Consider the following 23,420-nt stretch of genomic DNA (forward strand, 5'->3'; position numbering starts at 1 on the left):
TGGCGTGGGCCGGCGCAATTTTGGGCTTGTCAACGGGCCGCGTGTCGACAAGATAGCGCTCCCGCCGCCTGGATTGGCTGGCGAGCATAAAATGCGCCTGTGAAGCGGCGATGACGGGAGCCACCAAAGAATGATCGGACTCGTGCTTGTAACGCACGGTCAACTGGCCACCGAGTTCAGACATGCCGTCGAACATGTCGTCGGGCCACAAGACAATTTCGAAACCGTGGCGATCGGTGCCGACGACGATATGGAACAGCGTCGCCGCGACATCGTCGACGCCGTCGCCCGTGTCGATACGGGGGCGGGTGTAATCGTGTTGACCGACATGTTCGGCGGCACGCCGTCCAACCTTGCCATCTCGGTAATGGAGTCCGGCCGCACCGAGGTGATCGCCGGCATGAACCTGCCGATGCTGATCAAGCTGTCGTCGATCCGCAAGGGCGACAACATGGCGGCCGCGCTCGATGAAGCGCAAGCCGCGGGCCGCAAATACATCAACGTCGCCAGCCAGCTTTTGAGCAGCAAATGAGTACGCTGTCGCCTGACAAGGACCAGATCGTCAGGGAGTTTCCGATCGTCAACCAGCGCGGCCTGCATGCGCGCGCCTCGGCGAAATTCGTCCAGCTTGCCAGCGGTTTCAACGCTTCGGTCCATGTCGAGAAGGACGGCGTCAAGGTCGGCGGCACCTCGATCATGGGCCTGATGATGCTGGCGGCCAGCCCTGGATACTCGATCCGCGTCACCGCCAGCGGCCCGGAGGCGCTAGAGGTCATGGACGCGCTGGAGCAGCTCGTCGCCTCCCGTTTCGGCGAGGAGTGCTGACCCGGAAGTCAGCCATCCGAGACATGCACGAATAAAGATTTCTTTATATCCCATTGTCGTGCGAAGCCCGATCTGCTAGTCAGGCCGGCAATTCGCGCCCTTCGACGCGCCGACCGGCGCGGGCGCATCCGCAACCAATTCGCAAGCCAAACGATCAATTCACAGCAAGACAATTCGCATCGGAGCACTGCCATGACGGGTAGCAAGGACTATGTGGTCGCCGACATCTCTCTTGCCGGCTGGGGCCGCAAGGAACTCGATATCGCCGAAACCGAAATGCCGGGCCTGATGGCCTGCCGCGAGGAATTCGGGGCCAAGAAGCCGCTCAAGGGCGCGCGCATCACCGGCTCGCTGCACATGACGATCCAGACGGCGGTGCTGATCGAGACGCTTAAGGTGCTCGGCGCCGACATCCGCTGGGCTTCCTGCAACATCTTCTCGACCCAGGACCACGCCGCCGCGGCCATCGCCGAGACCGGTATTCCGGTCTTCGCCGTCAAGGGCGAGAGCCTCGAACAGTACTGGGACTACACCGACAGGATCTTCCAGTGGGCCGATGGCGGCCTCTCCAACATGATCCTCGATGACGGCGGCGACGCCACCATGTACATCCTGATCGGCGCCCGCGCCGAAGCCGGCGAGGACGTGCTGTCCAATCCGCAGAGCGAGGAAGAGGAATATTTCTACGCCCAGGTCAAGAAGCGCCTGAAGGCTTCGCCGGGCTTCTTCACCAAGCAGAAGGAGGCGATCCGCGGCGTCACCGAAGAGACGACGACCGGCGTCAACCGGCTCTACCAGTTGCAGAAGAAGGGCCTGCTGCCCTTCCCGGCCATCAACGTCAACGATTCGGTCACCAAGTCGAAATTCGACAACAAATATGGCTGCAAGGAATCGCTGGTCGACGGTATCCGCCGCGGCACCGACACGATGATGGCCGGCAAGGTCGCGGTCGTCTGCGGTTATGGCGACGTCGGCAAGGGTTCGTCCGCCTCGCTCAAGGGCGCGGGCGCCCGCGTCAAGGTCACCGAGGTCGATCCGATCTGCGCGCTGCAGGCGGCGATGGACGGCTTTGAAGTGGTCACGCTGGAAGATGCGGCACCGACCGCCGACATCGTCATCACCACCACCGGCAACAAGGATGTGGTTACCCTCGACCACATGCGCTCGATGAAGGACATGGTGATCGTCGGCAACATCGGCCATTTCGACAACGAGATCCAGGTTGCGTCGCTGCGCAATCTGAAATGGACCAACGTCAAGCCGCAGGTCGACATGATCACCTTCCCGGACGGCAAGCGCATGATCCTCCTGTCGGAAGGCCGCCTGCTCAATCTCGGCAACGCCACCGGCCACCCGAGCTTCGTCATGTCGGCCTCCTTCACCAACCAGGTGCTGGCGCAGATTGAGTTGTTCACCAAGGGCGAGCAGTACCAGAACCAGGTCTATGTGCTGCCCAAGCATCTCGACGAGAAGGTCGCACGCCTGCATCTCGACAAGCTAGGCGCCCGCCTGACCGAGCTGTCGGGCGAGCAGGCCGCCTATATCGGCGTCACGCCGCAGGGGCCATTCAAGCCGGAACACTACCGCTATTAACCAAAGCCGAATTTGCTACAAGATATTGATGCCGGGCGATTGACTTTTCGCCCGGCATTATTTTTGCGCCGAATGATTCTTCACGCCGATTCCAGCAGGCGCTATTGTTGTGATTCGCGGGTCCAGGGGCGAGGACCGGCGCACGCGTCAGGGCGGTCTTGCATTCAGGCGGCGAAGAGGACCAAGACATGCCGGGGGAAAACCCGCTTCACGCGGGACAGGCCGTTTCCGGCGGCCATCAGGATTCGGGGACCACTGGCTCGCGGCGCCTTTCGTGGCGTGGCCGCGCGGGGCTGTTGCTTGCCGGCTCCACACTTGCCGGCCCGCTGCTTGGCGGGGTTGCATGCGCCCAGGGCGCCGAAGTGGCGGCCGGCCTTTCGGTCAGCACGATCGAGGTCATGCAGCTAGCCGTCTTTGCCGGAGTGATGGGAGCGGCATTCCTTTCGGCCATCGTTCTCATTCGCGAACGCGCGCGCACCTCGGCGGAAAATGTCGAGCTGAGAAGCCGCGTCGCCGATATCAGCGCAGCGTTGCGACGTTCGGAAGCGCTGCTCAATCTGCGCGACCAGCGTGTGGTGGTCTGGGCCTCGGAAAACAAGAAACCCGAGCTCATCGGCACATTGCCGACCGAAAGCGGAGCGCCGGAGGAACGGGCCGCATTCCTAGCCTTTGGGCGCTGGCTGATGCCGCGCTCGGCGGCGGCACTCGAACATGCCGTGACGGGTTTGCGGGAAAAAGGCAGGGCGTTCGACCTGGTGGTGGAATCGCAGGCCGGCGCTCCGTTGGAAGTGCATGGCCGAAAGAGCGCGGCCCATGTGCTGGTGCGGTTTGTCTCGCTGTCCGAGACACAGCGCAGCCAGGCCCGGCTCAAGATCGAAAACCAGCGGCTGGCCGCCGACCATGACACGATGATCGGCCTGCTCGAGGCGCTGAAGATGCCGGCATGGCTGCGTGACGAGCATGGCCGGCTGAAATGGGTCAACCGGGCCTATGCCGACGCGGTCGAAGCCGAGAACGCTGAAGCCGCCGTGCGTGACGCCCAGGAATTCCTCGGCGGCCAGGCGCGCGAGGCCATCGCCGCCCAGCACAAATCGCATCCGGTGTTCGAGCAATCGCTTTCGACGGTGATCGAAGGCGACCGCCGCGTGTTTGCCGTGACCGACTTTGCCGGCGCCGACGGTTCGGCCGGCCTTGCCTGCGATACCAGCGCCATCGAGGCCATCCGCGGCGAATATGAGCGGACCGTGCGCAGCCATGCCGATACGCTCGACCAGCTCAACACGGCAGTCGCCATCTTCGACACGAACGAGAAGCTGCGCTTCTTCAATCAGGCTTTCCAGAAACTGTGGGGGCTCGACAGCGGCTTCCTGCACAGCGCGCCCGACAACGCCCTTTTGCTCGACCGGCTGCGCAGCGAGGGCAAGATCGCCGAACAGCCGGAATGGCGCCGCTGGAAGGAAGGCCTGCTCGGCGCTTATCGTGCGGTCGAATCGCAGGAACACTGGTGGCACCTGCCGGACGGCAAGACCATCCGCGTCGTCGCCAACCCGCAACCCAAGGGCGGCGTCACCTGGGTGTTCGAGAACCTGACCGAGAAGATGGATCTCGAAAGCCGCTACCGCACCGCGGTCCGGGTCCAGGGCGAAACGCTCGACAATCTGGCCGAAGGCGTGGCGGTGTTCGGTCCCGATGGCCGGCTGCGGCTGTCGAACCCGGCCTTTGCCACGCTGTGGGGGTTGGGCACGGAAGTCGCCAAGCCCAATGTGCACGTATCGACCATACGCGAGCTCTCAGATCGGCAGGCGGTCGAGAGCCCCTGGCCCGGCTTTGTCGCCGCCATCACCGGCTTCGACGACGAGCGCCGCGAGCGTCACGGCCAGACCGAGCTCAACAACGGCACCGTGCTGCGCTACGCGGTGATTCCGCTGCCCAACGGGCAAGTGATGATGACCTTCGTCGACGTCACGGACAGCGTCCATGTCGAACGCGCGCTCAAGGACAGGAACGAGGCGCTGGAGAAATCGGACCAGCTCAAGAACGACTTCGTCCAGCATGTGTCCTACGAACTGCGTTCGCCGCTGACCAACATCATCGGTTTCACCGAGCTGCTGTCGCTGCCGGCGACTGGCCCGCTGACGCAGAAGCAGCGCGAATATGTCGAACATGTCGGCTCGTCCTCCTCGGTGCTGCTGACCATCGTCAACGACATACTCGACCTGGCGACCGTCGATGCCGGCATCATGCAGCTCGACATTTCCGAGGTGCATGTGGACCGCACCATCGCGGCTGCCGCCGAGCTTGTCGCCGACCGGCTGGAGGAGCATTCGATCCGCCTCGCGGTCGATGCCGCCGCCGCGCCGAAGACGTTCCATGGCGACGAAACGCGCATCCGCCAGATCCTCTACAATCTGCTCAGCAACGCCGCCAACTACGCGCCGGAGGCCAGCACCATCCGGCTGGCCTGCCGTCAGTTGGCGGACGGGGTCGAGTTCTCGGTTCACGACGACGGACCCGGCATGCCGCCCGATGTTCTCGATTCGGTGTTCCGCCGCTTCGAGCCGCGCGCCAATGGCGGCCGCCGGCGCGGCGCCGGCCTCGGCCTGTCGATCGTCAAGAGCTTTGTCGAACTGCATGGCGGCGCCGTTCGCATCGAAACCGGCAAGGACAAGGGCACGACAGTCATCTGCACCTTTCCCGACATGCCGGGTATCCGCGCAGCGGCCGAGTAGCGCGCTCGATGACGGAACCGGTGCTGGAGCGTTTGCTCGCCGACGAGACCCAGACAGCCCGGCTGGGCGAGGATCTGGCGTTGGCGCTGCGCGTGGGCGACGTGCTGGCGCTCAAGGGCGATCTCGGCGCCGGCAAGTCGACGCTGGCAAGGGCACTGATCCGGGCGCTGGCCGACGATGCCGGTCTCGAAGTGCCGAGCCCGACGTTCACGCTGGTACAGAGCTACGATACCCGCGTGCCGGTTCACCATTTCGATCTCTACCGCCTGTCCTCGGCGGCCGAGCTCGACGAACTCGGCTTCGAGGAGGCGCTGGCGCAAGGTGCCGCCCTGATCGAATGGCCTGAACGGGCTGACGGCTATCTGCCCAAGGCGACGGTGCTGATCGAACTCGTCCAGCATGGCGAGGGCCGGCTGGCCCAATTGTCGGGGCAAGGCGCTACCTTCGACCGTATGGCGCGCTCGCTGGCCATGCGCGGCTTTCTGGAGAGCACCGGCTGGGGGCAAGCGCGGCGCCGGCATTTCATCGGCGATGCCTCGGCCCGCTCCTACGAGATCGTAACGCTTGCCGGCGAGGCGCCGCGCGTGCTGATGAACTCGCCGCGGCTGGTGCTCGGCCCGCCCGTGCGCGACGGCAAACCCTATGCCGTGATTGCCCATACGGCGCAGTCGGTGTCCGCCTTCGTCGCAATCGACCGTGCGCTGCTGGCCGCCGGGGTCGCGGTGCCCAGGATCGACGCGCAGGATCTCGACCAGGGTTTCCTGCTGCTCGAGCATCTGGGCTCGGAAGGTTTCCTCGACGGCAATGGCGAGCCGGTCGCCGAACGGTACGAGGCGGCGGCCGAACTGCTTGCCATGATGCACGGCAAGGCCTGGCCTCACCGCATGGAGGCGGCTCCCGGCGTCGTTCATGACGTGCCGCCCTTCGATCGCGACGCCATGCTGATCGAGGCCGACCTGCTGATCGACTGGTACGTGCCGGTGATATCGGGCGAGCCGGCAAGCGAGGCGCTGCGTTCCGGCTACCACAAGATATGGAATGCGCTTCTCGACCGGCTGCAAGGCAGCGAATACACGCTGATGCTGCGCGACTTCCACTCGCCTAACATCATCTGGCGCGGCGAGCGATCCGGCCTCGACCGGCTCGGCATCGTCGACGTCCAGGACGCGCTGATCGGGCCTTGCGCCTATGACGTCGCCTCGCTCGCCATGGACGCCCGGGTCACCATGGCGCCCGAGATCGAGAAGCGGACGCTCGATGCCTATGTCGCCGCGCGTCATGCAGCGGGCGGCTTCGACGAAACACGCTTCCTCGAAGCCTATGCAATCATGGCCGCACAGCGCAATTCCAAGATTCTAGGCATTTTCGTGCGCCTCGAAAAACGTGACGGCAAACCCTATTATCTCAGGCACCTGCCGCGCATCCGCGATTATCTCAGGCGGGCGCTGTCGCATCCCACGCTCGCCGACCTGCGGGATTTCTATAGCGCGCACGGGCTGCTGGAGGAACGAGCGCTGTGACAATGAAACCGGACACCGCCATCGTCCTTGCCGCCGGGCTCGGCAAGCGCATGAGGCCGATCACCGACGCTATCCCCAAGCCGCTGGTCCGCATCGCCGGCAAGACGCTGCTCGACTGGGGCCTCGACAGCCTGGCGGCGGCCGGCGTCGGCAAGGCGGTGGTCAATGTCCATTACCTTCCCGAACAGATCGTCGCTCATGTGGCCGCGCGCCGCGCGCCGCGCGTCGTCATTTCCGATGAGAGCGACCGGCTGCTCGATTCCGCCGGCGGCATCGTCAAGGCGCTGCCGGAGCTCGGCCAGGAGCCGTTCTACATCCTCAACGCCGATACATTCTGGATCGACCACGGCCCGCTCAATCTCGGGCGGCTTGCCCTTGCATGGGACGCCGCGAAAATGGATATTCTGCTGATGCTGGCGGATCTCCATCAGGCGACAGGGCACTGTGGCAGCACCGATTTCCTGGTGGCGCCGGATGGCGCCCTGCGGCGTTCGAAAGGCGATCCCGCTGGCCTGATCTATGCCGGCGCGGCGATCATCCATCCGCGCCTGTTCAAAAACGCACCCGCCGAACCGCATTCGCTCAATGCCTATTTCGACAAGGCGATTGCCGCCGGCCGCCTGTTCGGCATGCCGATGCATGGCCACTGGATAACCGTCGGCACGCCCGATGCCATTCCGCTCGCCGAAGACGCAGTGGCCGGCGCACTCATCGGATCGCAATGAGCGGCTCAAGCCGCGTTTTCTCCATTCCCTCCGGAGCGCCGTTTCTGCCGACGCTGGCCGAGGCGCTGCTTGACGGCCGCCTTGTCTCCGGCTTTCGGTTCGACGGTGACCCCCTCGCTTTGGCCGATGTTACCATCTATGTGCCGACGCGCCGGGCCGCACGTGCCTTGCGCGGCGTCTTCGTCGACAGCCTGAAGGCGCGTGGCGGCGGCGGTTCGGCGATCCTGCCGGTGATCCGGCCGCTCGGCGAATTCGACGAGGATGAGGCCGCATTCGAGACCGATCCAACGGCGGCAATCGATCTCGCGCCCGCGATCCCCGCCACCGAGAGACTGTTGCTGCTGACGCCGCTGGTGCGGGCGTGGAAACGCCGGTTGCCCGCCCATGTCGCGGTCCTCTTCGCCGAGGAGATCGTCGTCCCGGCCTCCACCGCCGACGCGATCTGGCTGGCGCGCGATCTGGCCGGGCTGATGGACGAGATCGAGACGGAAGGCACCGATTGGGCCAAACTTGCCGGGCTCGTCAGTGGCAACCTTGCCGGATGGTGGCAGGTCACGCTCGAATTCCTCGGCATCGTCACCGATGCCTGGCCGAAATTCCTCGCAGAGAGCGACCGCTCCAACCCAGCCGCGCATCGCAGCGCCCTGATCCGTGCCGAGGCCGCGCGGCTGCGGCGCAATCCACCCGCCGGGCCGGTCATAGCCGCGGGGTCCACCGGCTCCATACCCGCCACGGCGGAACTGCTTGCGACCATCGCCGGCCTGTCCGGCGGTGCCATCGTGCTGCCCGGGCTGGACCAGATGCTCGACGAAGCCTCCTTCCAGGCGCTCGTCGCTCCCGGCGCGCGTCCAGCCGTGCTGGGCCATCCGCAATACGGCCTGGCAAAGCTGATCGGCAAGATCGGCGTGCTGCGCGGCGATGTCGAGGAGATCGGTGCGGCCGAGCCGAAGCTCGCGCGCCGCGCCGCCCTTGTCGGCGAGGCGCTGCGGCCGGCCGAGACCACGGAATTGTGGGCGGAAACACGAAACGGGTTTTCAGCGTCCGATATTGCCGGCGCCTTCGCCGACGTGACGCTGCTGGAGGCGGCAAGCGAGCGCGACGAAGCCGTCGCGATCGCCGTCGCGCTCAAGCAGGCAGTGGAAGAACCCGGCCAAAGGGCCGCTCTCGTGACCGGCGACCGCGCGCTGGCACGCCGCGTCTCGGTCGAGCTCAAGCGCTTCGGTGTCGTTGCCGACGATTCCGGCGGCACGCCGCTGTCCAACACGCCGGCGGCCAGCCTGCTCAGGCTGGCGCTCGAAGCGGTGTTCCGGCCGGGCGATCCGGTCGGCCTGCTGTCGCTGCTCAAGCATCCCCTGCTTGGCCTGGGTCTGGAACGGGTCAACGTGCGCCACGCGGCGGAATTGGTCGAACTGGTGGCGCTGCGCGGCGGCACCGGCCGCCCCGACATCGCTTCGCTGCCGGATCTTTTCGAGGCCCGCCTCACCGGGCTAGGCGACGGCAGCCGGCCGCCGTTCTGGTTTGCCCGCCTGACCGTGCGCTCCATTGAGGTTGCGCGGACCCTTCTCGCACGCCTGGCTGACGCGCTGGCGCCGCTTTCGGCCTTTCGCGGCCAGGCGGAGGCCGGCCTTGCCGAGCTGGTCGAAGCCAGCGTCGTTGCCCTGGAAAATCTCGGCCGTTCCGCCGACGGTGGTCTTGGCGAACTCTACGCCGGCGATGCCGGCGAAAAACTCGCCGAACTGCTGCGCGGGCTGGTCGCGGCTTCGGCGCGGCTGTCGTTCGCGGCAATCGAATGGCCCGATGTGATGGAGGCGCTGATCGCGCCCGAGACCGTCAAGCCAGCGCAAGGCACCGACAGGAACATCGCCATCTGGGGCGCCCTGGAGGCGCGGCTGCAGGATGTCGACACGCTGGTCATCGGCGGGCTCAACGAAGGAGTCTGGCCGCGCAAGCCGGAGAGCGACCGCTTCATGTCGCGGCTGATGAAGACCGGCATCGACCTGGAACCGCCGGAGCGGCGCATCGGGCTTGCCGCGCACGATTTCCAGATGGCCATGGGCGCGAGACATGTGGTGCTGGCCCGCTCGGCGCGTGCCGGCGACGCGCCCGCCGTGCCGTCGCGCTGGTTGCAGCGGCTGCTCACCTTCATCGGCAACGATCAGGCGGCGGCACTGCGCCGGCGCGGCGATGAGCTGCTCGCCTGGGCGCGCGCGCTCGACACGGGGCCGAAGCGGGATTTCGCGCCACGGCCGCAGCCGAAGCCACCGCTCTCGGTCCGCCCGACGCATTTCTCCGTCACCGAAATCGAGACGCTGCGCCGCGACCCCTACGCTGTCTATGCCCGGAGGATCCTTGGCCTGACGCCGCTCGATCCGCTCGTCCGCGATCCGGGTGCGGCGGAGCGCGGCACGCTGTTTCACGCCATCCTGCATCTCTTTTCGTCCGAGGTGGCCGACCCGCGCGCGCCGGACGCATTGGCCGGGCTCATCGCCGCCGGCCGCGCCTGTTTTGCCGAGGCGGCGCTTCCGGCCGATGTCGAGGCGGTGTGGTGGCCGCGGTTCGAAAAGCTCGCCGCCAACATCATCGAATGGGAGCGAACGCGCGCCGACGCGGTCATCCAGCGGCATGCCGAGGAGCGCGCCGGCAAGACTGTGGTCGGACAGTCCGGCGTAACGCTGTCCGGCTATGCCGACCGTGTCGACCTGCTGGCCGGCGGCATGGCGGACATTCTGGACTACAAGACGGGCTCATCGCCTTCCAAGGCACAGGCCCATACGCTATTGGCGCCGCAACTGGCGTTGGAAGGGGCGCTGCTCAGGCGTGGCGCATTCAAGGATTTGGGCAGGCGCGAACCGTCGCAACTGGCCTTCATCAGGTTGAAGCCGAATGGCGAGGTGTTCGAGGAGTCCATACTCGAACACAACCGCCAACCACGCACCGCCGTCGATCTTGCCGAAGAGGCCTGGGCGCGGCTGGAAAAACTGCTGATCCATTATGCCGACCCGGCGACCCGCTATCTGTCGCGCGCGCTGCCGTTTCGCGAAGGCGAAACCGATGGCGATTACGACCACCTCGCCCGCGTGCTCGAATGGTCCGCCGGCGGCGACGCCGGGGATGAGGGAGGGGAGGCATGAAGAAAGCCTATCCGATACCGAGCGATACGGCTTCGAGCCAGGCGCGGGCCGCCGATCCCGGCAATTCGGCCTGGGTGTCGGCCAATGCGGGATCGGGCAAGACGCACGTGCTGGCCCAGCGCGTCATCCGGCTGCTGCTCAACGGCACCGATCCCTCGAAGATATTGTGCCTGACCTATACGCGCGCCGCGGCCGCCAACATGTCGAACCGGGTTTTCTCCACGCTGTCGGAATGGACATCGCTGGGTGATCTGGAGCTGGCCGCCAGAATAGAGGCGCTGGAAGGGCGCCGGGCCGATCGCGACACCATGCGCCGTGCCCGCCGCCTGTTCGCCGAGGCGCTGGAGACGCCTGGCGGGTTGAAAATCCAGACCATTCACGCCTTCTGCGAATCCGTTCTGCATCAGTTCCCCCTGGAAGCCAACATCCCCGCCCATTTCGAAATGCTCGACAGCCAGATGGAGGCCTCGCTTTTTGCCGCTGCGCGCCGCGAGATGATCTCCGCCGCCGGCGACAGGACTTTGGCGGAGGCCTTCGCCACTATCCTGGAACGCGGCGGTGAAGCCGGTCTCGACGCCTTGCTTGGCGAGATCGTGCGCAAGCGTGACGGGTTGCGCCATTTCCTCGATGCTGTGGGGCGTGACGGCTTCCAGCCGCTGTTCGATGAATTCCATTTCCAGCCCGGCCAGACCGCCGGAGGCATAGCGGCATCTGTATGGCCGCTGCCTGGCTTCCTGCCGGACTATTTTGCCGGCTTTGCCCAGGCAGCCGAAGCCACCGACGCCAGGTCGGTGTTGAACAACATCCTGCCCTATGCGCGCCAGGCCTTCGCCGAGAGCGACCCTCTCCGCCGGCTGCAGTTGCTTGCAAGAGCCTTCCTCAAGACCGACGGCGATCCTTATGATCCGGCAAAGGCGTTCAAAAAGGCGCTCACCGACCGGCTGCCTGAGCTGGCCGAGCGCTATGTGTCGGCCGCCAGGGCCATCATGGAGACTGTCGACCGGCTGGCGCTATTCCGGATGCTGGAGGGCACACGCGCGGCCCTGACCATCGCCGACTGGCTGATCGCACGCTACGAAGTGCTGAAGCGCGGCCGCGGCTTTCTCGATTTCAACGACCTGATCACCCGCACGGTGAACCTTTTGGCGCGGCCCGATGCCGGCCCATGGGTGCAATACAAGCTCGACCAGGGCATAGATCACATCCTGCTCGACGAGGCGCAGGACACCAGCCCGGATCAATGGGAGGTGGTGAAGCGGCTGGCGGAAGAATTCTTTGCCGGCTTCGGCGCCCGCGAGCGGGTCCACCGCACGGTCTTTGCCGTCGGCGACGAGAAGCAGTCGATCTACTCCTTCCAGGGTGCGGCACCCGACTCCTTCGCCGACAGCCGGTTGTTGTTCGCCGGGCGTGTGCGCGATGCCGAAGCGTCCTTCGCCGACCTCAAGCTGACCTGGTCGTTCCGCTCCACTGACGATGTGCTGGCCGCCGTCGACCGGGTCTTTGCCGACCCCATCGTGCGGCGCGGCATCAGCCACGATCCCGATCCACTGAACCACAAGGCGATCCGCACCGATGCGCCAGGCTATGTCGAGGTCTGGCCGTCGATCGGCGCCGAGGCCGTCGACGAACCCGACGACTGGGCGCAAGCGATCGATCATGCCCATGCGCCGGCGGTACGCGTCGCCGAGAATGTCGCGGCCACCATTGCCGGCTGGATCGGCAAGGGGGAAATCATCGAGGGGCGTGGCAAGCGGCTGCGGCCGGGCGACGTGCTGGTGCTGGTGCGCAAGCGCGACAGCTTCGTCCACGCGCTGACCCGCGCGCTCAAGCGCCGCGACATCCCGGTTGCCGGCGCCGACCGGCTGAGCCTGTCGGGCCATATTGCCGTCAAGGACCTGATCGCGCTCGGCCACCTTTTGATCCAGCCGCAGGACGATTTGTCGCTCGCCGCTCTGCTGCGCAGTCCGGTCTTCGACCTGCCGGAAGAGACACTGTTCACGCTCGCCGCGCAACGGCCGTCCGGCGTGTCGCTGGCGGCATCGCTGCGCCAGCATGCCGGCGAAAGCGAAACGCTCGCGGCGGTCGTCGCGCAACTCGGCGCCTGGGCTGACGAGGCCGCCTTCAAGCCGGTGTTCGAATTCTATGCCGCCCTGCTGGCGCGCGATGGCGTACGCCGCAAGATGATCGCGCGGCTCGGGCCGGAAGCCGGCGATATTCTCGATGAGTTCCTGAGCTTCTGCCTTGCCGAAGAGCGGACCGGCCTCCCCGGGCTGGAAGCCTTCCTGTCGACACTGGAAAACGCCGGTCCCGAGATCAAGCGCGAGATGGACCAGACCCGTGACGAGGTCCGGGTCATGACCGTGCACGCGGCCAAGGGCCTGGAGGCGCCCGTGGTGTTCCTGGTCGACGGCGGTTCCGCCCCGTTCAGCGACCAGCATTTGCCGCGCCTGATGCCTTTCGACGGCTCTGGCCGACATTGGGACGGCAGGGGCTATCTCTGGCGTTCGGCCAGCGACGTCGCCAACGGCTTCTCGAAGACGGCCGCCGCTCGCGCCCGCGAACTCGCCGACGACGAGTACCGCCGGCTGCTCTATGTCGGCATGACGCGCGCCGAGGACCGGCTTATCGTCTGCGGCTATCACGGCAAGCGGGCGCCGAACGCCGGCACATGGCATTCGATCGTCAGCCGCGCGCTGAGCGGCGCGCCCGAAAGCGAACAGCGTCCGCATCCTGCCGGCGGGGAGCCTGTCTACCGTTTCCACATCACCAAACTGCCGCCGGTTGCGCCAAGTCCGGGCGAACAGGCACGGCAGGCCGATGCTTTCGGACCCTTGCCGACGACCCTGTTCAGGCCCTTGCCGCCTTTCGAGGACCTGCCGCGTCCCCTGTCGCCGTCGGGCGCCTCGGCGCTGATCGAGGAAGGCAAGGAAGCGGTGGTCGACAAGGCGTCGCCGGTGCTGGACGCCGCTGCCGAGCCGGGTTTTGCCGTGCTGCGCGGGCTCGCCCTGCACAAACTGCTGCAGATGCTGCCCGGCATCGCCGAGGACGCACGGGTGGACGCTGCGAAGCGTTATCTCTCCCGAACGGGTGCGGCGTGGCCTGAGGCCGAGCGTGAAAAGGCCCTGGCATCGGTCATCGCCATCCTTGCCGACCCCGGCCTCGGTCAGCTGTTCGCGCCCTCCTCGCGCGCCGAGGTCGCGATCATGGGCAGCCTGGAGGTCAAGGGCAAAATCCGCTCCATTTCGGGCAAGATCGATCGGCTGGCGGTGACCCCGAATGCGGTCTCGATCGTCGACTACAAGACCAACCGGCCCGCACCCGCCTCCCTGGCGGAAGTCCCGCCGGCCTATCTGCTTCAGCTCGCGCTCTATCGCGCCCTGCTGCAGCCGCTTTATCCCGGACGGGAGGTCAAGGCAGTCCTGCTGTTCACCGAAGCGCCAAGGCTGATCGAACTGCCGTCCCGGGCCATGGACGACGCCCTTGCCCGACTCACGGGAGCGTGACACAAGAACTGCTTGAAGAAGGGCGCGACAACCACCACATTTGGTGGGACGAAAATTTCGAAAGGATTTCCGCATGACCACCGTCAAGGTCGACAAGAACAATTTCCAGGCTGACGTGCTTAATGCCCAGGTGCCGGTTGTGGTTGATTTCTGGGCGGAATGGTGTGGCCCTTGCAAGATGATCGCACCGGCGCTTGAGGACATCGCCACCGAGCTCGGCGCCAAGGTCAAGATCGCCAAGCTGAATATCGACGAGAATCCCGAGCTTGCCGCCCAGTTTGGCGTGCGCTCGATCCCGACGCTGATGATCTTCAAGGGCGGCGAAGTGGCCGACATCAAGGTTGGCGCCGCGCCCAAGACCGCACTGTCGCACTGGGTCAACGGCAATCTCGCCTGATCCCATCTGAATTCCAAGCATTGAGCCCGGCCATCGCGCCGGGCTTTTTGTTGGCGTCATCGGTGCGCCGCTCTGGCCCTCACATCGGGCCACTCCATGTCCTCTGTTGACAGCAGAAGCAGGGAGAGAGAAATGACCGGATCCGCCAAGGCCACCGTCTTCATCGACAACGAACGCGTCATCGTCACCGAATACCGCTTTCAACCGGGCGACAACACCGGCTGGCATCGCCACGGCCACGACTATGTCGTGGTGCCGCTGATGGACGGCAAGCTGAAGCTGGTGACCAAGGACGGCGAAACCTTCGCCGAGATGAAGAAAGGCGCGCCGTATTTCCGCAAGGAGGGAGTGGAACACGACGTCGTCAGCGCCAATGAGGGCGAGTACGCTTTTATCGAGATTGAGCTGAAGTAAGCGGCACCTCTGACGCTGAGCGAGACCTCCCTAACTTCGTCATACCAGGGCGAAGCAGGAGCGAAGCTCCGTCGCGAAGGCCCAGGTATCCATGCTGTGACGGCCATCGACGAATACAGCGGAAGGAAATTCCGCACCGCTGCGGCGCTTTGAAGTCGCGGTTCCTGGGGTCTGTGCTGCTTCGCTTCGCTCCTCGCTACGCCGGGGGATGACGAGGCGATGGACGGCCTCAGGTTGGGGGCGTGCCGTTCTCGGCGAGAACCGCGCCGGCCAGGTAAAGTGACCCGCCGATCAGGATGCGCGGCGTGGGGCCGTCCCAAGTGTCGCGCAGCAGCATCAGGGCGCTGGCGACGGAGCTTACCGGCTCGGCCGTCAGCCCGGCTTCCGTGGCACGGATCGCCAGTTCGTCATTCGGCACACCGGCATCGCTCATGCTCACGGGCACGGTGTAGACATGCCGGACGAGGCCCTTGAAGGCGCGGAAATAGCCGGCCTGATCCTTGGTGTTGATCATGCCGGAAATGAGGAAGAGCGGACGCGGGTTCTTTTCTTCCTGCTCGGCCAGCGCTTCGGCGATGACGACGCCAGCGCCGGGATTATGGCCGCCGTCGAGCCAGATGTCGGCGCCCTTCGGCGCCAGTTCCGCCAGCCGGCCCTGCGCCAGCTTCTGCATGCGGCCCGGCCAGGCGACGTTGGTCATTGCCTTCTCGGCGGCGCGGTGGCTGATCTCGAAGCCGGCCGCCTTGACCGCGGCGATCGCGGCGGCCGCATTGGCGAACTGGTGCCGACCGGGCAGGCGCGGCGGCGGCAGATCCATCAACCCATCATCGTCCTGACAGACCATGCGGCCGTTTTCCTCGAAAGCGAGAAAATCCTGCCCGTAGACCAGGGTCGGGCATTCCAGCCGCTCGGCGGCGTCGATCAGCACCTGCAGCGCCGTCTCGCTTTCCTGCGCGCCGATGACCACCGGACAGCCACGCTTCATGATCCCGGCCTTTTCGGCGGCGATCAGTTCGACGCGATCGCCGAGATAGGCCTCATGGTCCATCGACACCGGCATGATCACCGACACGGCCGGCCGCGCGATCACATTGGTGGCGTCGAAACGGCCGCCAAGACCGACCTCGATGATCGCGACATCGGCCGGATGTTCCGAAAACAGGATGAAGGTGACGGCGGTGAGGATTTCGAAGACGGTGATCTTCTGGCCTGCATTGGCCTTGGCAACGCGGGCAATGGCCTCCGCGAAGATGTCGTCGTCGACCAGCCTGCCGCCGCCTTCGGCGGCCAGCCTGTAGCGCTCGTGCCAGCTGACCAGATGTGGCGAGGTGTGGACATGGACGAGCCGGCCGGAGGCTTCCAGCAGCGCCCGCGAGAAGGCGGCGCAGGAACCCTTGCCGTTGGTGCCAGCGATGTGGATGACCGGCGGCAGCAGGTCCTGCGGATTGCCCAACCGCTCCAACAGCCGCGAGATGCGGTCGAGCGAAAGGTCGAAGCCCTTCGGGTGAAGCGCCATCAGGGCTTCGATTTCGCGGTCCGCGGCAAGCGTCGTCATGGCAAATCCCGTGCATGGCCTGGAGCCAGAATCGCTCCCGCAAAGACCACGGCTATCGAAAGGCTACAGCGCGCAACGGATGCCGCGCAATCGCTGTTCGCGGCGGCCAATGTCGCGTCAGGCCAGTCTCACGTCAGGCCAGTCTCACGTCAGGCCAGTCTCACGTCAGGCCAGTCTCACGTCAGGCCAGTCTCGCGTCATGTCGATGTAGCGTCAAGCTTGCGGCCGGACTTCGGCGGCAACCACGGCCGGCGGCAAGATTTCCGGTTCCAGAGGCTTCTGCTCTTCCGGCATCTTGAGCAGCATCTTCAACAGGCGGGCGATGGTCTCGCGCAGCTCCAGCCGCGACACCACCATGTCGACCATGCCATGCTCCATCAGATATTCGGAGCGCTGGAAGCCGTCCGGCAACTTCTCGCGGATGGTCTGTTCGATGACACGCGGCCCGGCAAAACCGATCAGCGCGCCGGGCTCGGCGATGTGCACGTCGCCCAGCATGGCATAGGAGGCGGTGACGCCGCCGGTGGTCGGGTTGGTCAGCACGACGATGTAGGGCAGGCCGGCTTCCTTCAGCCGGTCGACACCAACCGTGGTGCGCGGCAATTGCATGAGGGACAAAATACCTTCCTGCATGCGCGCGCCGCCGGAGGCGGCGAACAGGATCAACGGCCGCTTGCGCTGCAAGGCGACCTCGAAGCCATGCACGATGGCATCACCCGCAGCCATGCCGAGCGAACCGCCCATGAAAGCGAAATCCTGCACCGTCACCACCACCGGCAAGCCCTCGACGGTCCCCAGCGCATTGATGATGGCGTCTTCCAGGCCGGTCTTGGCCTTGGCGTCCTTCAGCCGGTCGACATAGCGTTTCTCGTCGCGGAACTTCAGCGGATCCTGCATGACCTTGGGATTGTCCAGGGTCTCGTACTTGCCGTCATCGAAGAAGAATTTCAGCCGCTCCTTGGCCGAGATCTTCATGTGATGGCCGGAAGACGGGATGACGAACTGGTTGGATTCCAGGTCCTTGTGGAACACCATCTCGCCAGTCTCGGGATCCTTGATCCAGAGATTCTCGGGCATGTCGGTGCGCCGGCCGAGCATCGAATTGATCTTCGGGCGAACGTAATTGGTGATCCAGTTCATCGCTTCGGCTCCTGTCCTGACGAAGAGTTGGGTAAAGACGTAGGGAAACTATTCGGCGGCAGCAAGGCGGGCCGAACGCACGCCTTGCGCAAGGCCGCTGACCAGCGTGGCGACTGCCTCCGCCGGATCGGCGGTCTTTTCACCGTTCGGCCCCAGCACGTTCGCGACCGCGTTGACGATCGCCGTGCCGACGACCACGCCGTCGGCGTTGGCCCCGATCACGCGCGCCTGTTCGGCGGTCTTGACGCCGAACCCGACGCAGACCGGCAGGTTGGTGTGACCCTTGATGCGCTGGACCGCTGTGGCGACCTTGCCGGTGTCGGCAAGCGCCGAGCCGGTGATGCCGGTCATGGACACGTAGTAGACGAAGCCGGATGTGTTCTGCAGCACCTTGGGCAGGCGCTTGTCGTCGGTGGTCGGCGTCGCCAGCCGGATGAAATTGATGCCGGCCTTCAGCGCCGGGATGCAGAGTTCCTCATCCATCTCCGGCGGCAGGTCGACGACGATCAGCCCGTCGATGCCGCTGGCGATCGCGTCCTTCAGGAAGCGGTCGACGCCATAGATGTAGATCGGGTTGTAGTAGCCCATCAGCACGATCGGCGTTTCATCGTCGCCGGCGCGGAAGTCCGACGCCATCTTCAGCGTCTTGACCAGCGTTTGGCCGCCTTTGAGCGCCCTGAGGCCCGCCGCCTGGATCGCCGGGCCGTCGGCCATCGGGTCGGAAAACGGCATGCCGAGCTCGATGATGTCGGAGCCGGCGCCGGGCAGCGCCTTCATGATCGACAGCGAGGTTGCATAGTCGGGGTCGCCACCCATGAAATAGGTGACGAGGGCCGGGCGGCCTTCGGCCTTCAGCTTCGCCATGCGGCGGTCGATGCGGGTTGTCATGTCAGGCCCTTTGGACGAATTTTGCTCATAATCAACTCCCAGGTCGAACGGTCCAAAGGGCCTAGATCTCCATGCCCAGCATCGAGGCCACCGTGTGCACGTCCTTGTCGCCACGGCCGGACAGGTTGACGATGACGATCTGGTCCTTGTCCATGGCGGGCACGATCTTGACCGCATGGGCTATGGCGTGCGCGGATTCCAGCGCCGGAATGATGCCTTCGACGCGGGTCGTCAGCTTGAAGGCCTCGAGCGCCTCGGCGTCAAGGATCGGCACATAGTCGACACGGCCGGAGTCGCGCAGCCAGGAATGCTCCGGGCCGACGCCGGGATAATCGAGGCCGGCCGAAATCGAATGGCCGTCCATGATCTGGCCGTCGGCATTCTGCAGGAGATAGGTGCGGTTGCCGTGCAGCACGCCGGGGGAGCCGGCATTCATCGAGGCGCAATGCTCGATGCCGTCGAGGCCGCGCCCGCCGGCTTCGATGCCGATGATCCGAACTTCCTTGTCATCGAGGAAGGGATGGAACATGCCGATGGCATTGGACCCGCCGCCGACGGCGGCGATGATGGTGTCGGGCAGCCGCCCCTCCTGTTCGAGGATCTGCGCGCGCGCCTCGGTTCCGATCACCGACTGGAAATCGCGCACCAGTTCCGGATAGGGGTGCGGGCCAGCCGCGGTGCCGATCAAATAATAGGTGTCCTCGACATTGGTCACCCAATCACGAAGGGCTTCGTTCATGGCGTCCTTCAGCGTGCCGTGGCCGGCGGTGACGGGCCGCACTTCGGCGCCGAGCAGCTTCATGCGGAAGACGTTGGGGCTCTGCCGGGCAACGTCGGTCGCGCCCATATAGACGACGCAGGGAAAACCGAAGCGGGCCGCGACGGTCGCGGACGCCACGCCATGCTGGCCAGCACCGGTCTCCGCGATGATGCGCTTCTTGCCCATCCGCTTGGCCAACAGGATCTGGCCCAGGCAGTTGTTGATCTTGTGCGAACCGGTATGGTTCAAATCCTCGCGCTTGAAATAGACTTTCGCGCCGCCCCCGAGGCCCTTCGCCGAGGAAACCTCACGAAGATGCCTGGTCAGGCCCTCGGCGAAGTAGAGCTTCGACGGCCGTCCGGCATAATGGGTCGAAAGACCGGTCAGTTCGGCCCTGAATTCCGGATCGTTCTTGACCTCGTTCCAGTTTTTTTCCAAGTCGAGGATCAGCGGCATCAGCGTTTCGGCAACGAAACGACCGCCGAAAATGCCGAACATGCCCTGTTCGTCGGGTCCGGTGCGGAAGGAATTGGGTGTCGCCGGCTTGTTCATCGCCGATCTCCTAGATCTGTACTTTGAGCATGTCCTGTCGGAAAACCGGTTCCCACTTTTCCGGGACATGCTCAGGGTTCGAAATTTTGTTCAGGCAGCGCGGTCGTCCCGCGCGGCCCTGACGGCCCGGAAAAACTGTTCGATCAGCGCCGGATCCTTGACGCCCGGGGCGCTTTCCACGCCTGACGAAATGTCGATCGCGGGCGGATTGGCCAGCCTAAGGGCATCGCCGATGTTGGCGGCGTTGAGCCCACCGGAAAGCATGTAATCGATCCCGGCGTCAAGGCCGGCGAGAATGCGCCAGTCGAAGGCGACGCCATTGCCGCCCGGCAGCTCCGAGCCCTTTGGAGGCTTGGCGTCGAACAGGAACCGGTCGGCGATGCCGACAAACGGCTTTATCCGTTCGAGATCGGCGGCCTCGCTGAGCGGCAACGCCTTCATCACCGGCAGCCCATGGCGGGCTTTCAGTTCAGCCACTCGCTCGGGGGTTTCGGAGCCGTGCAGTTGCAGCATGTCGGGCTGCAGCTTTTCGACGATTTCGTCGAGGAAGGCGTCTCTGGCATCGACGGTGACGGCAATCGCCGAGGCCTTGCCACGAGCCGCTTCGCGCAGACGGCCGGCTTCGGCCGGCTCAACATAACGCGGGCTTTTTGGAAAGAAAATGAACCCGACATGGCTGGCGCCGCCGGCCAGGGCCGCGGCCATTGCCTGGTCGGTCTTCAAGCCGCAGATCTTGATGTCGAGCGCCATGGCGCGGAATTGGCACGAAAAGCGCCAAGAGTCGAGAAAAAGCATGCTGTTTGCCGGCAAGGCCAAAGGCGCTACCTATGGATGGACAGCATGCAAGGCGGGAGCACAGCCATGGCCGACCAGACCGTTGCCGAACTGAAGCAGAAGATCGCGCAGGCGCGCGAGGTCATAGCGCACCTCATGGACAGGGCCGCATTCAACGGCGCCGAGGCGCATCGAGCGCTGGATTATTTCGGCGGCGAAGCTTTCGATCGGAACTTTCTACCCTGGCCGCATCATGCTGACGAAGGGTTGCGGCCGGATGAGCTCAATGCGGCGAATGATGATTGAGGCGCCCTACTCGAACACAATCGCCTGCAGGGCGCCGCCATTGCGCTTCAGCCAGTCCTTGCAGCGGTCGGTGTCGGGGCAGAGCTTTTCGCACAGTTTCCAGAATTTCGGCCCGTGGTTCATCTCCTTGAGATGCGCCACCTCATGCGCGACGAGGTAGTTTATGACAGGCTGCGGCGCCATCATGATGCGCCAGGAAAAGGACAGATTGCCTTCCGAAGTGCAGGAGCCCCAGCGGCTGGAGGTGTCCTTGTAGCGGATCGCCTTGGCGCGCTTGCCAAGCGCCTCCGTATGCTTGACGACCAGCTTCTCGATCTCCTTCTTGGCCTCGCGCTTCAAAAAATCGGCGATGCGGCGCGGCAGATGGATGCGGTCGCCATGCACGATCAGCAGCGGGCCACGGTCGTCGCGCGATATGGTGACAGTGCCGCGCTTTGACGGCTCATGTACGATACGGTGGGCCACGCCGCGCACCGGAATCTTTATGCCCGGACGCACCTGCGGCCGCGTCGGCACCTTGGCCAGCCGCTGTTCCAGCCAGTCCTGGTGGCGGTCGAGGAACCTGTCCACTTCACCGCGGCGCAGGCCCGGCGGCACGGTTATGCGCAGGCCCTGTCCGCCGGAATCGATGCGCAGCGTCAGACGCTTTGCCCTGGCGCTCTCGACGATCTTGAGCGGCAGCGTGCGGCCGGCGACGCAATATTCCCGCTCCACCACAGGCGTGGGTTTGGGCTTCGTCAGATTGCGGAAGAACCCGATGGTCATGGCGGGACGATACGCGATTCGAGGAGAACGAATAGAACAAAAAAGAAACGGCGCCGCTCGCGCGACGCCGTCATCATACCTTGGCCCTGTCGCCGGGCTTCAGTCGTCGAGCAGGTTCGAGCCTTTGCCACGCTTGGTGGGGGTCGTTCCGGTGCTCGGATCGGTCTTGGCCGGCGCGGTCGACGTGTTGCGGTTGGCCATGAACCGGTCGAACTCGTCCTGATCCTTGGCGCGGCGCAATTCGCGGGCATACTCGTCGAACTGCGTCAGCATCTCGTCGAGCTTGCGGCGCTCTTCGTTCAGGCGCTCAAGCTCCTTTTCGCGCCAGTCGTCGAAAGCGACGTTGCCGGTGCGGGCGGAGCCGTTGCCCCAGCGCGCGGCCTTGTCGGAGCCACGGCGGCAGCCGGCGAAGATGCCGTCGGTCGCGCGGTTGACGTCACGCTTGAAGCCCTCGAGCCGGTCGCCCCAGATGATGTAGGCGAGCATGGCGAAGCCGAGCGGCCAGAACACCATGAAACCGATCACCATCAACGCGATGGTCGCCGGCGTCCAGGCCGGGCGGATCAATGCAGATGTGTTCATTTTCTCCCATTCCTTCGGTTGGAGACAGCCAGAACCGGCTGCGTGGAATCGAAATGGGAAGGCGAAAACGGCGATTCAAGACAATGTCCGCCAAAACCGAACAAGGGCCTGAAATGATTATCGCTTTTTGAGCATATCGAGGAAAAGCACGACCAACCCGGCGATCAGGCCCCAGAATGCGGCGCCGACACCGAACAGCGTCAGCCCGGAGGCGGTCACGACGAAGGTGACGGTTGCGGCCATGCGCTCGCCCTCGTCCTTCAGCGCGATCGCCAGCGCGTTGGCGAGCGACCCCATCAGCGCAAGTCCCGCCACCAGCACGATCAGGCTCTGCGGCAGGACGGCGAAGATCGCCACCAGCGAAGCGCCGAAAATCGCGAAGACGAGATAGGCAAGCGCGTAGAACGGCCCGGTCTTCCAGCGTTCGGCGGGATCGGGATGGACGTCAGGGCCGGTGCAGATGGCCGCCGAGATCGCGGCCAGATTGGTGGTTCCGGCACCGAATGGTGCCGACAGGAGCGAAAACAGGCCGGTGACGCCGATCAGCGGGCCAGGTTCAGGGTGGTAGCCGGCCGCCCGCAGTACCGCCAGCCCCGACAGGTTCTGCGAAGCCATGGTGACGAGGTAGAGCGGCAGCGCCAGGCCGATGATCGCCTTGGCGGTGAAATGGGGAGCGATAAACGTCAGTGTCGACAGTTCGGGCGCGGGCAGGCCGCCGACACGGCCCGTAAGGAAGGCGGCAAGGCCACCGCCAACCAGCACCGCCAGCACCGACAGCGCCGGATTGAACAGCCGGATGACGAAGAATACCGCGATCAGCGGCAGGATGAGCCAAGGGTCCGCCGGGATGGCCTTCATGGCATTGATGGCGAAGGTGACGACGATGCCGGCCAGCATGCCGGAGGCGACCGAAGCCGGTATTCTCGATATCAGCCGGGTCAGCGGCCCAAACAGGCCGGTAGCGACCAGCAGCACGCCCGTGACGATATAGGCGCCGACGGCCTCGCCCATCGAGAAGCCGCTCGAGGCGGCGACCAGTGCAAGGCCCGGCGTCGACCAGGCGGTGATGACAGGCATTTTCGTGCGCCATGACAGCCACAGGCACTCGACGGTCATGGCCAGGCAGATCGCCGTCACACCGCTTGCCGTCTCGACCTGCGTCGCGCCGACCGCCTTGGCGGCGGCAATGACGATGGCCAGCGTGCCGCCGAAACCGACGATGGCCGCGACGAAGGCGGAGATCGGGATGGACAGGCGCATC

At 65.1% G+C, this 23,420-nt stretch carries 19 protein-coding genes; 11 read left to right on the plus strand and 8 right to left on the minus strand.

Annotation, left to right across the window (positions count from 1 at the left end):
- Positions 1 to 130: 130 nt before the first annotated feature.
- The 10 genes from LB555_RS12890 to LB555_RS12935 all read left to right on the plus strand — a co-directional run bounded on the left by LB555_RS12890 (position 131) and on the right by LB555_RS12935 (position 14,837).
- Positions 131 to 532 (plus strand): PTS sugar transporter subunit IIA, encoded by a 402-nt coding sequence (locus LB555_RS12890; RefSeq protein ID WP_010912939.1) that lies wholly within the window; start codon positions 131 to 133, stop codon positions 530 to 532.
- Entirely contained in the window at positions 529 to 825 is a 297-nt protein-coding gene (locus LB555_RS12895; RefSeq protein ID WP_015314359.1) for an HPr family phosphocarrier protein, read from the plus strand. Before LB555_RS12890 ends, LB555_RS12895 begins: the two co-directional genes overlap by 4 nt.
- Before the next feature lie 192 nt (positions 826 to 1,017).
- Positions 1,018 to 2,418, plus strand: coding sequence for an adenosylhomocysteinase (gene ahcY / locus LB555_RS12900; protein WP_140719127.1), 1,401 nt, complete (start codon positions 1,018 to 1,020; stop codon positions 2,416 to 2,418).
- A 188-nt stretch (positions 2,419 to 2,606) separates the two neighbouring features.
- Complete coding sequence (locus LB555_RS12905; RefSeq protein ID WP_140719129.1) at positions 2,607 to 5,147, plus strand: sensor histidine kinase; 2,541 nt, start codon at positions 2,607 to 2,609, stop codon at positions 5,145 to 5,147.
- An 8-nt stretch (positions 5,148 to 5,155) separates the two neighbouring features.
- Positions 5,156 to 6,667, plus strand: a complete 1,512-nt coding sequence (tsaE, locus tag LB555_RS12910; protein ID WP_224683015.1) for a tRNA (adenosine(37)-N6)-threonylcarbamoyltransferase complex ATPase subunit type 1 TsaE — start codon at positions 5,156 to 5,158, stop codon at positions 6,665 to 6,667.
- A gap of 2 nt (positions 6,668 to 6,669) precedes the next feature.
- Positions 6,670 to 7,392: a nucleotidyltransferase family protein gene (locus tag LB555_RS12915; RefSeq protein ID WP_181174466.1), complete on the plus strand. Its 723-nt coding sequence runs from the start codon at positions 6,670 to 6,672 to the stop codon at positions 7,390 to 7,392.
- Positions 7,389 to 10,523 (plus strand): double-strand break repair protein AddB, encoded by a 3,135-nt coding sequence (gene addB, locus LB555_RS12920; RefSeq protein ID WP_224683016.1) that lies wholly within the window; start codon positions 7,389 to 7,391, stop codon positions 10,521 to 10,523. Before LB555_RS12915 ends, addB begins: the two co-directional genes overlap by 4 nt.
- Positions 10,520 to 14,026: a double-strand break repair helicase AddA gene (addA, locus tag LB555_RS12925; protein WP_224683017.1), complete on the plus strand. Its 3,507-nt coding sequence runs from the start codon at positions 10,520 to 10,522 to the stop codon at positions 14,024 to 14,026. The genes addB and addA overlap by 4 nt, the downstream gene beginning before the upstream one ends.
- A gap of 73 nt (positions 14,027 to 14,099) precedes the next feature.
- Positions 14,100 to 14,423, plus strand: a complete 324-nt coding sequence (trxA, locus tag LB555_RS12930; RefSeq protein WP_015314366.1) for a thioredoxin — start codon at positions 14,100 to 14,102, stop codon at positions 14,421 to 14,423.
- 132 nt (positions 14,424 to 14,555) lie between these two features.
- Positions 14,556 to 14,837 carry a cupin domain-containing protein gene (locus tag LB555_RS12935; protein ID WP_015314367.1) on the plus strand — a complete coding sequence of 94 codons (282 nt, stop codon included), beginning with the start codon at positions 14,556 to 14,558 and terminating at the stop codon, positions 14,835 to 14,837.
- Between the two features lie 229 nt (positions 14,838 to 15,066).
- Here LB555_RS12935 and LB555_RS12940 read toward each other — a convergent pair whose 3' ends face one another.
- The 5 genes from LB555_RS12940 to LB555_RS12960 form a co-directional block, all read right to left on the minus strand.
- Positions 15,067 to 16,392, minus strand: coding sequence for a bifunctional folylpolyglutamate synthase/dihydrofolate synthase (locus tag LB555_RS12940; RefSeq protein WP_224683018.1), 1,326 nt, complete (start codon positions 16,390 to 16,392; stop codon positions 15,067 to 15,069).
- A 213-nt stretch (positions 16,393 to 16,605) separates the two neighbouring features.
- Positions 16,606 to 17,532 (minus strand): acetyl-CoA carboxylase, carboxyltransferase subunit beta, encoded by a 927-nt coding sequence (gene accD, locus LB555_RS12945; RefSeq protein WP_015314369.1) that lies wholly within the window; start codon positions 17,530 to 17,532, stop codon positions 16,606 to 16,608.
- Positions 17,533 to 17,580: 48 nt separating this feature from the next.
- Complete coding sequence (trpA, locus tag LB555_RS12950; protein WP_140719140.1) at positions 17,581 to 18,420, minus strand: tryptophan synthase subunit alpha; 840 nt, start codon at positions 18,418 to 18,420, stop codon at positions 17,581 to 17,583.
- Positions 18,421 to 18,481: 61 nt separating this feature from the next.
- Positions 18,482 to 19,732 carry a tryptophan synthase subunit beta gene (gene trpB / locus LB555_RS12955; protein ID WP_224683019.1) on the minus strand — a complete coding sequence of 417 codons (1,251 nt, stop codon included), beginning with the start codon at positions 19,730 to 19,732 and terminating at the stop codon, positions 18,482 to 18,484.
- A gap of 90 nt (positions 19,733 to 19,822) precedes the next feature.
- Positions 19,823 to 20,482 carry a phosphoribosylanthranilate isomerase gene (locus LB555_RS12960; RefSeq protein ID WP_140712443.1) on the minus strand — a complete coding sequence of 220 codons (660 nt, stop codon included), beginning with the start codon at positions 20,480 to 20,482 and terminating at the stop codon, positions 19,823 to 19,825.
- Between the two features lie 111 nt (positions 20,483 to 20,593).
- On the opposite strand from LB555_RS12960, the gene LB555_RS12965 reads away from it, so the two are divergent.
- Positions 20,594 to 20,812, plus strand: coding sequence for a hypothetical protein (locus tag LB555_RS12965; protein ID WP_140711650.1), 219 nt, complete (start codon positions 20,594 to 20,596; stop codon positions 20,810 to 20,812).
- A 6-nt stretch (positions 20,813 to 20,818) separates the two neighbouring features.
- Here the strand turns inward: LB555_RS12965 and LB555_RS12970 are convergent, their stop codons facing one another.
- The 3 genes from LB555_RS12970 to LB555_RS12980 form a co-directional block, all read right to left on the minus strand.
- Positions 20,819 to 21,577 carry a M48 family metallopeptidase gene (locus tag LB555_RS12970; protein WP_015314374.1) on the minus strand — a complete coding sequence of 253 codons (759 nt, stop codon included), beginning with the start codon at positions 21,575 to 21,577 and terminating at the stop codon, positions 20,819 to 20,821.
- Between the two features lie 99 nt (positions 21,578 to 21,676).
- Complete coding sequence (locus LB555_RS12975; RefSeq protein WP_224683020.1) at positions 21,677 to 22,159, minus strand: DUF2852 domain-containing protein; 483 nt, start codon at positions 22,157 to 22,159, stop codon at positions 21,677 to 21,679.
- Between the two features lie 117 nt (positions 22,160 to 22,276).
- Positions 22,277 to 23,419, minus strand: a complete 1,143-nt coding sequence (locus LB555_RS12980) for a benzoate/H(+) symporter BenE family transporter (protein WP_224683097.1) — start codon at positions 23,417 to 23,419, stop codon at positions 22,277 to 22,279.
- Position 23,420 lies beyond the last annotated feature (1 nt).

Origin of the sequence: Mesorhizobium sp. BR-1-1-10 (assembly GCF_020165595.1) — a bacterium.
Lineage (GTDB): Bacteria > Pseudomonadota > Alphaproteobacteria > Rhizobiales > Rhizobiaceae > Mesorhizobium > Mesorhizobium australicum.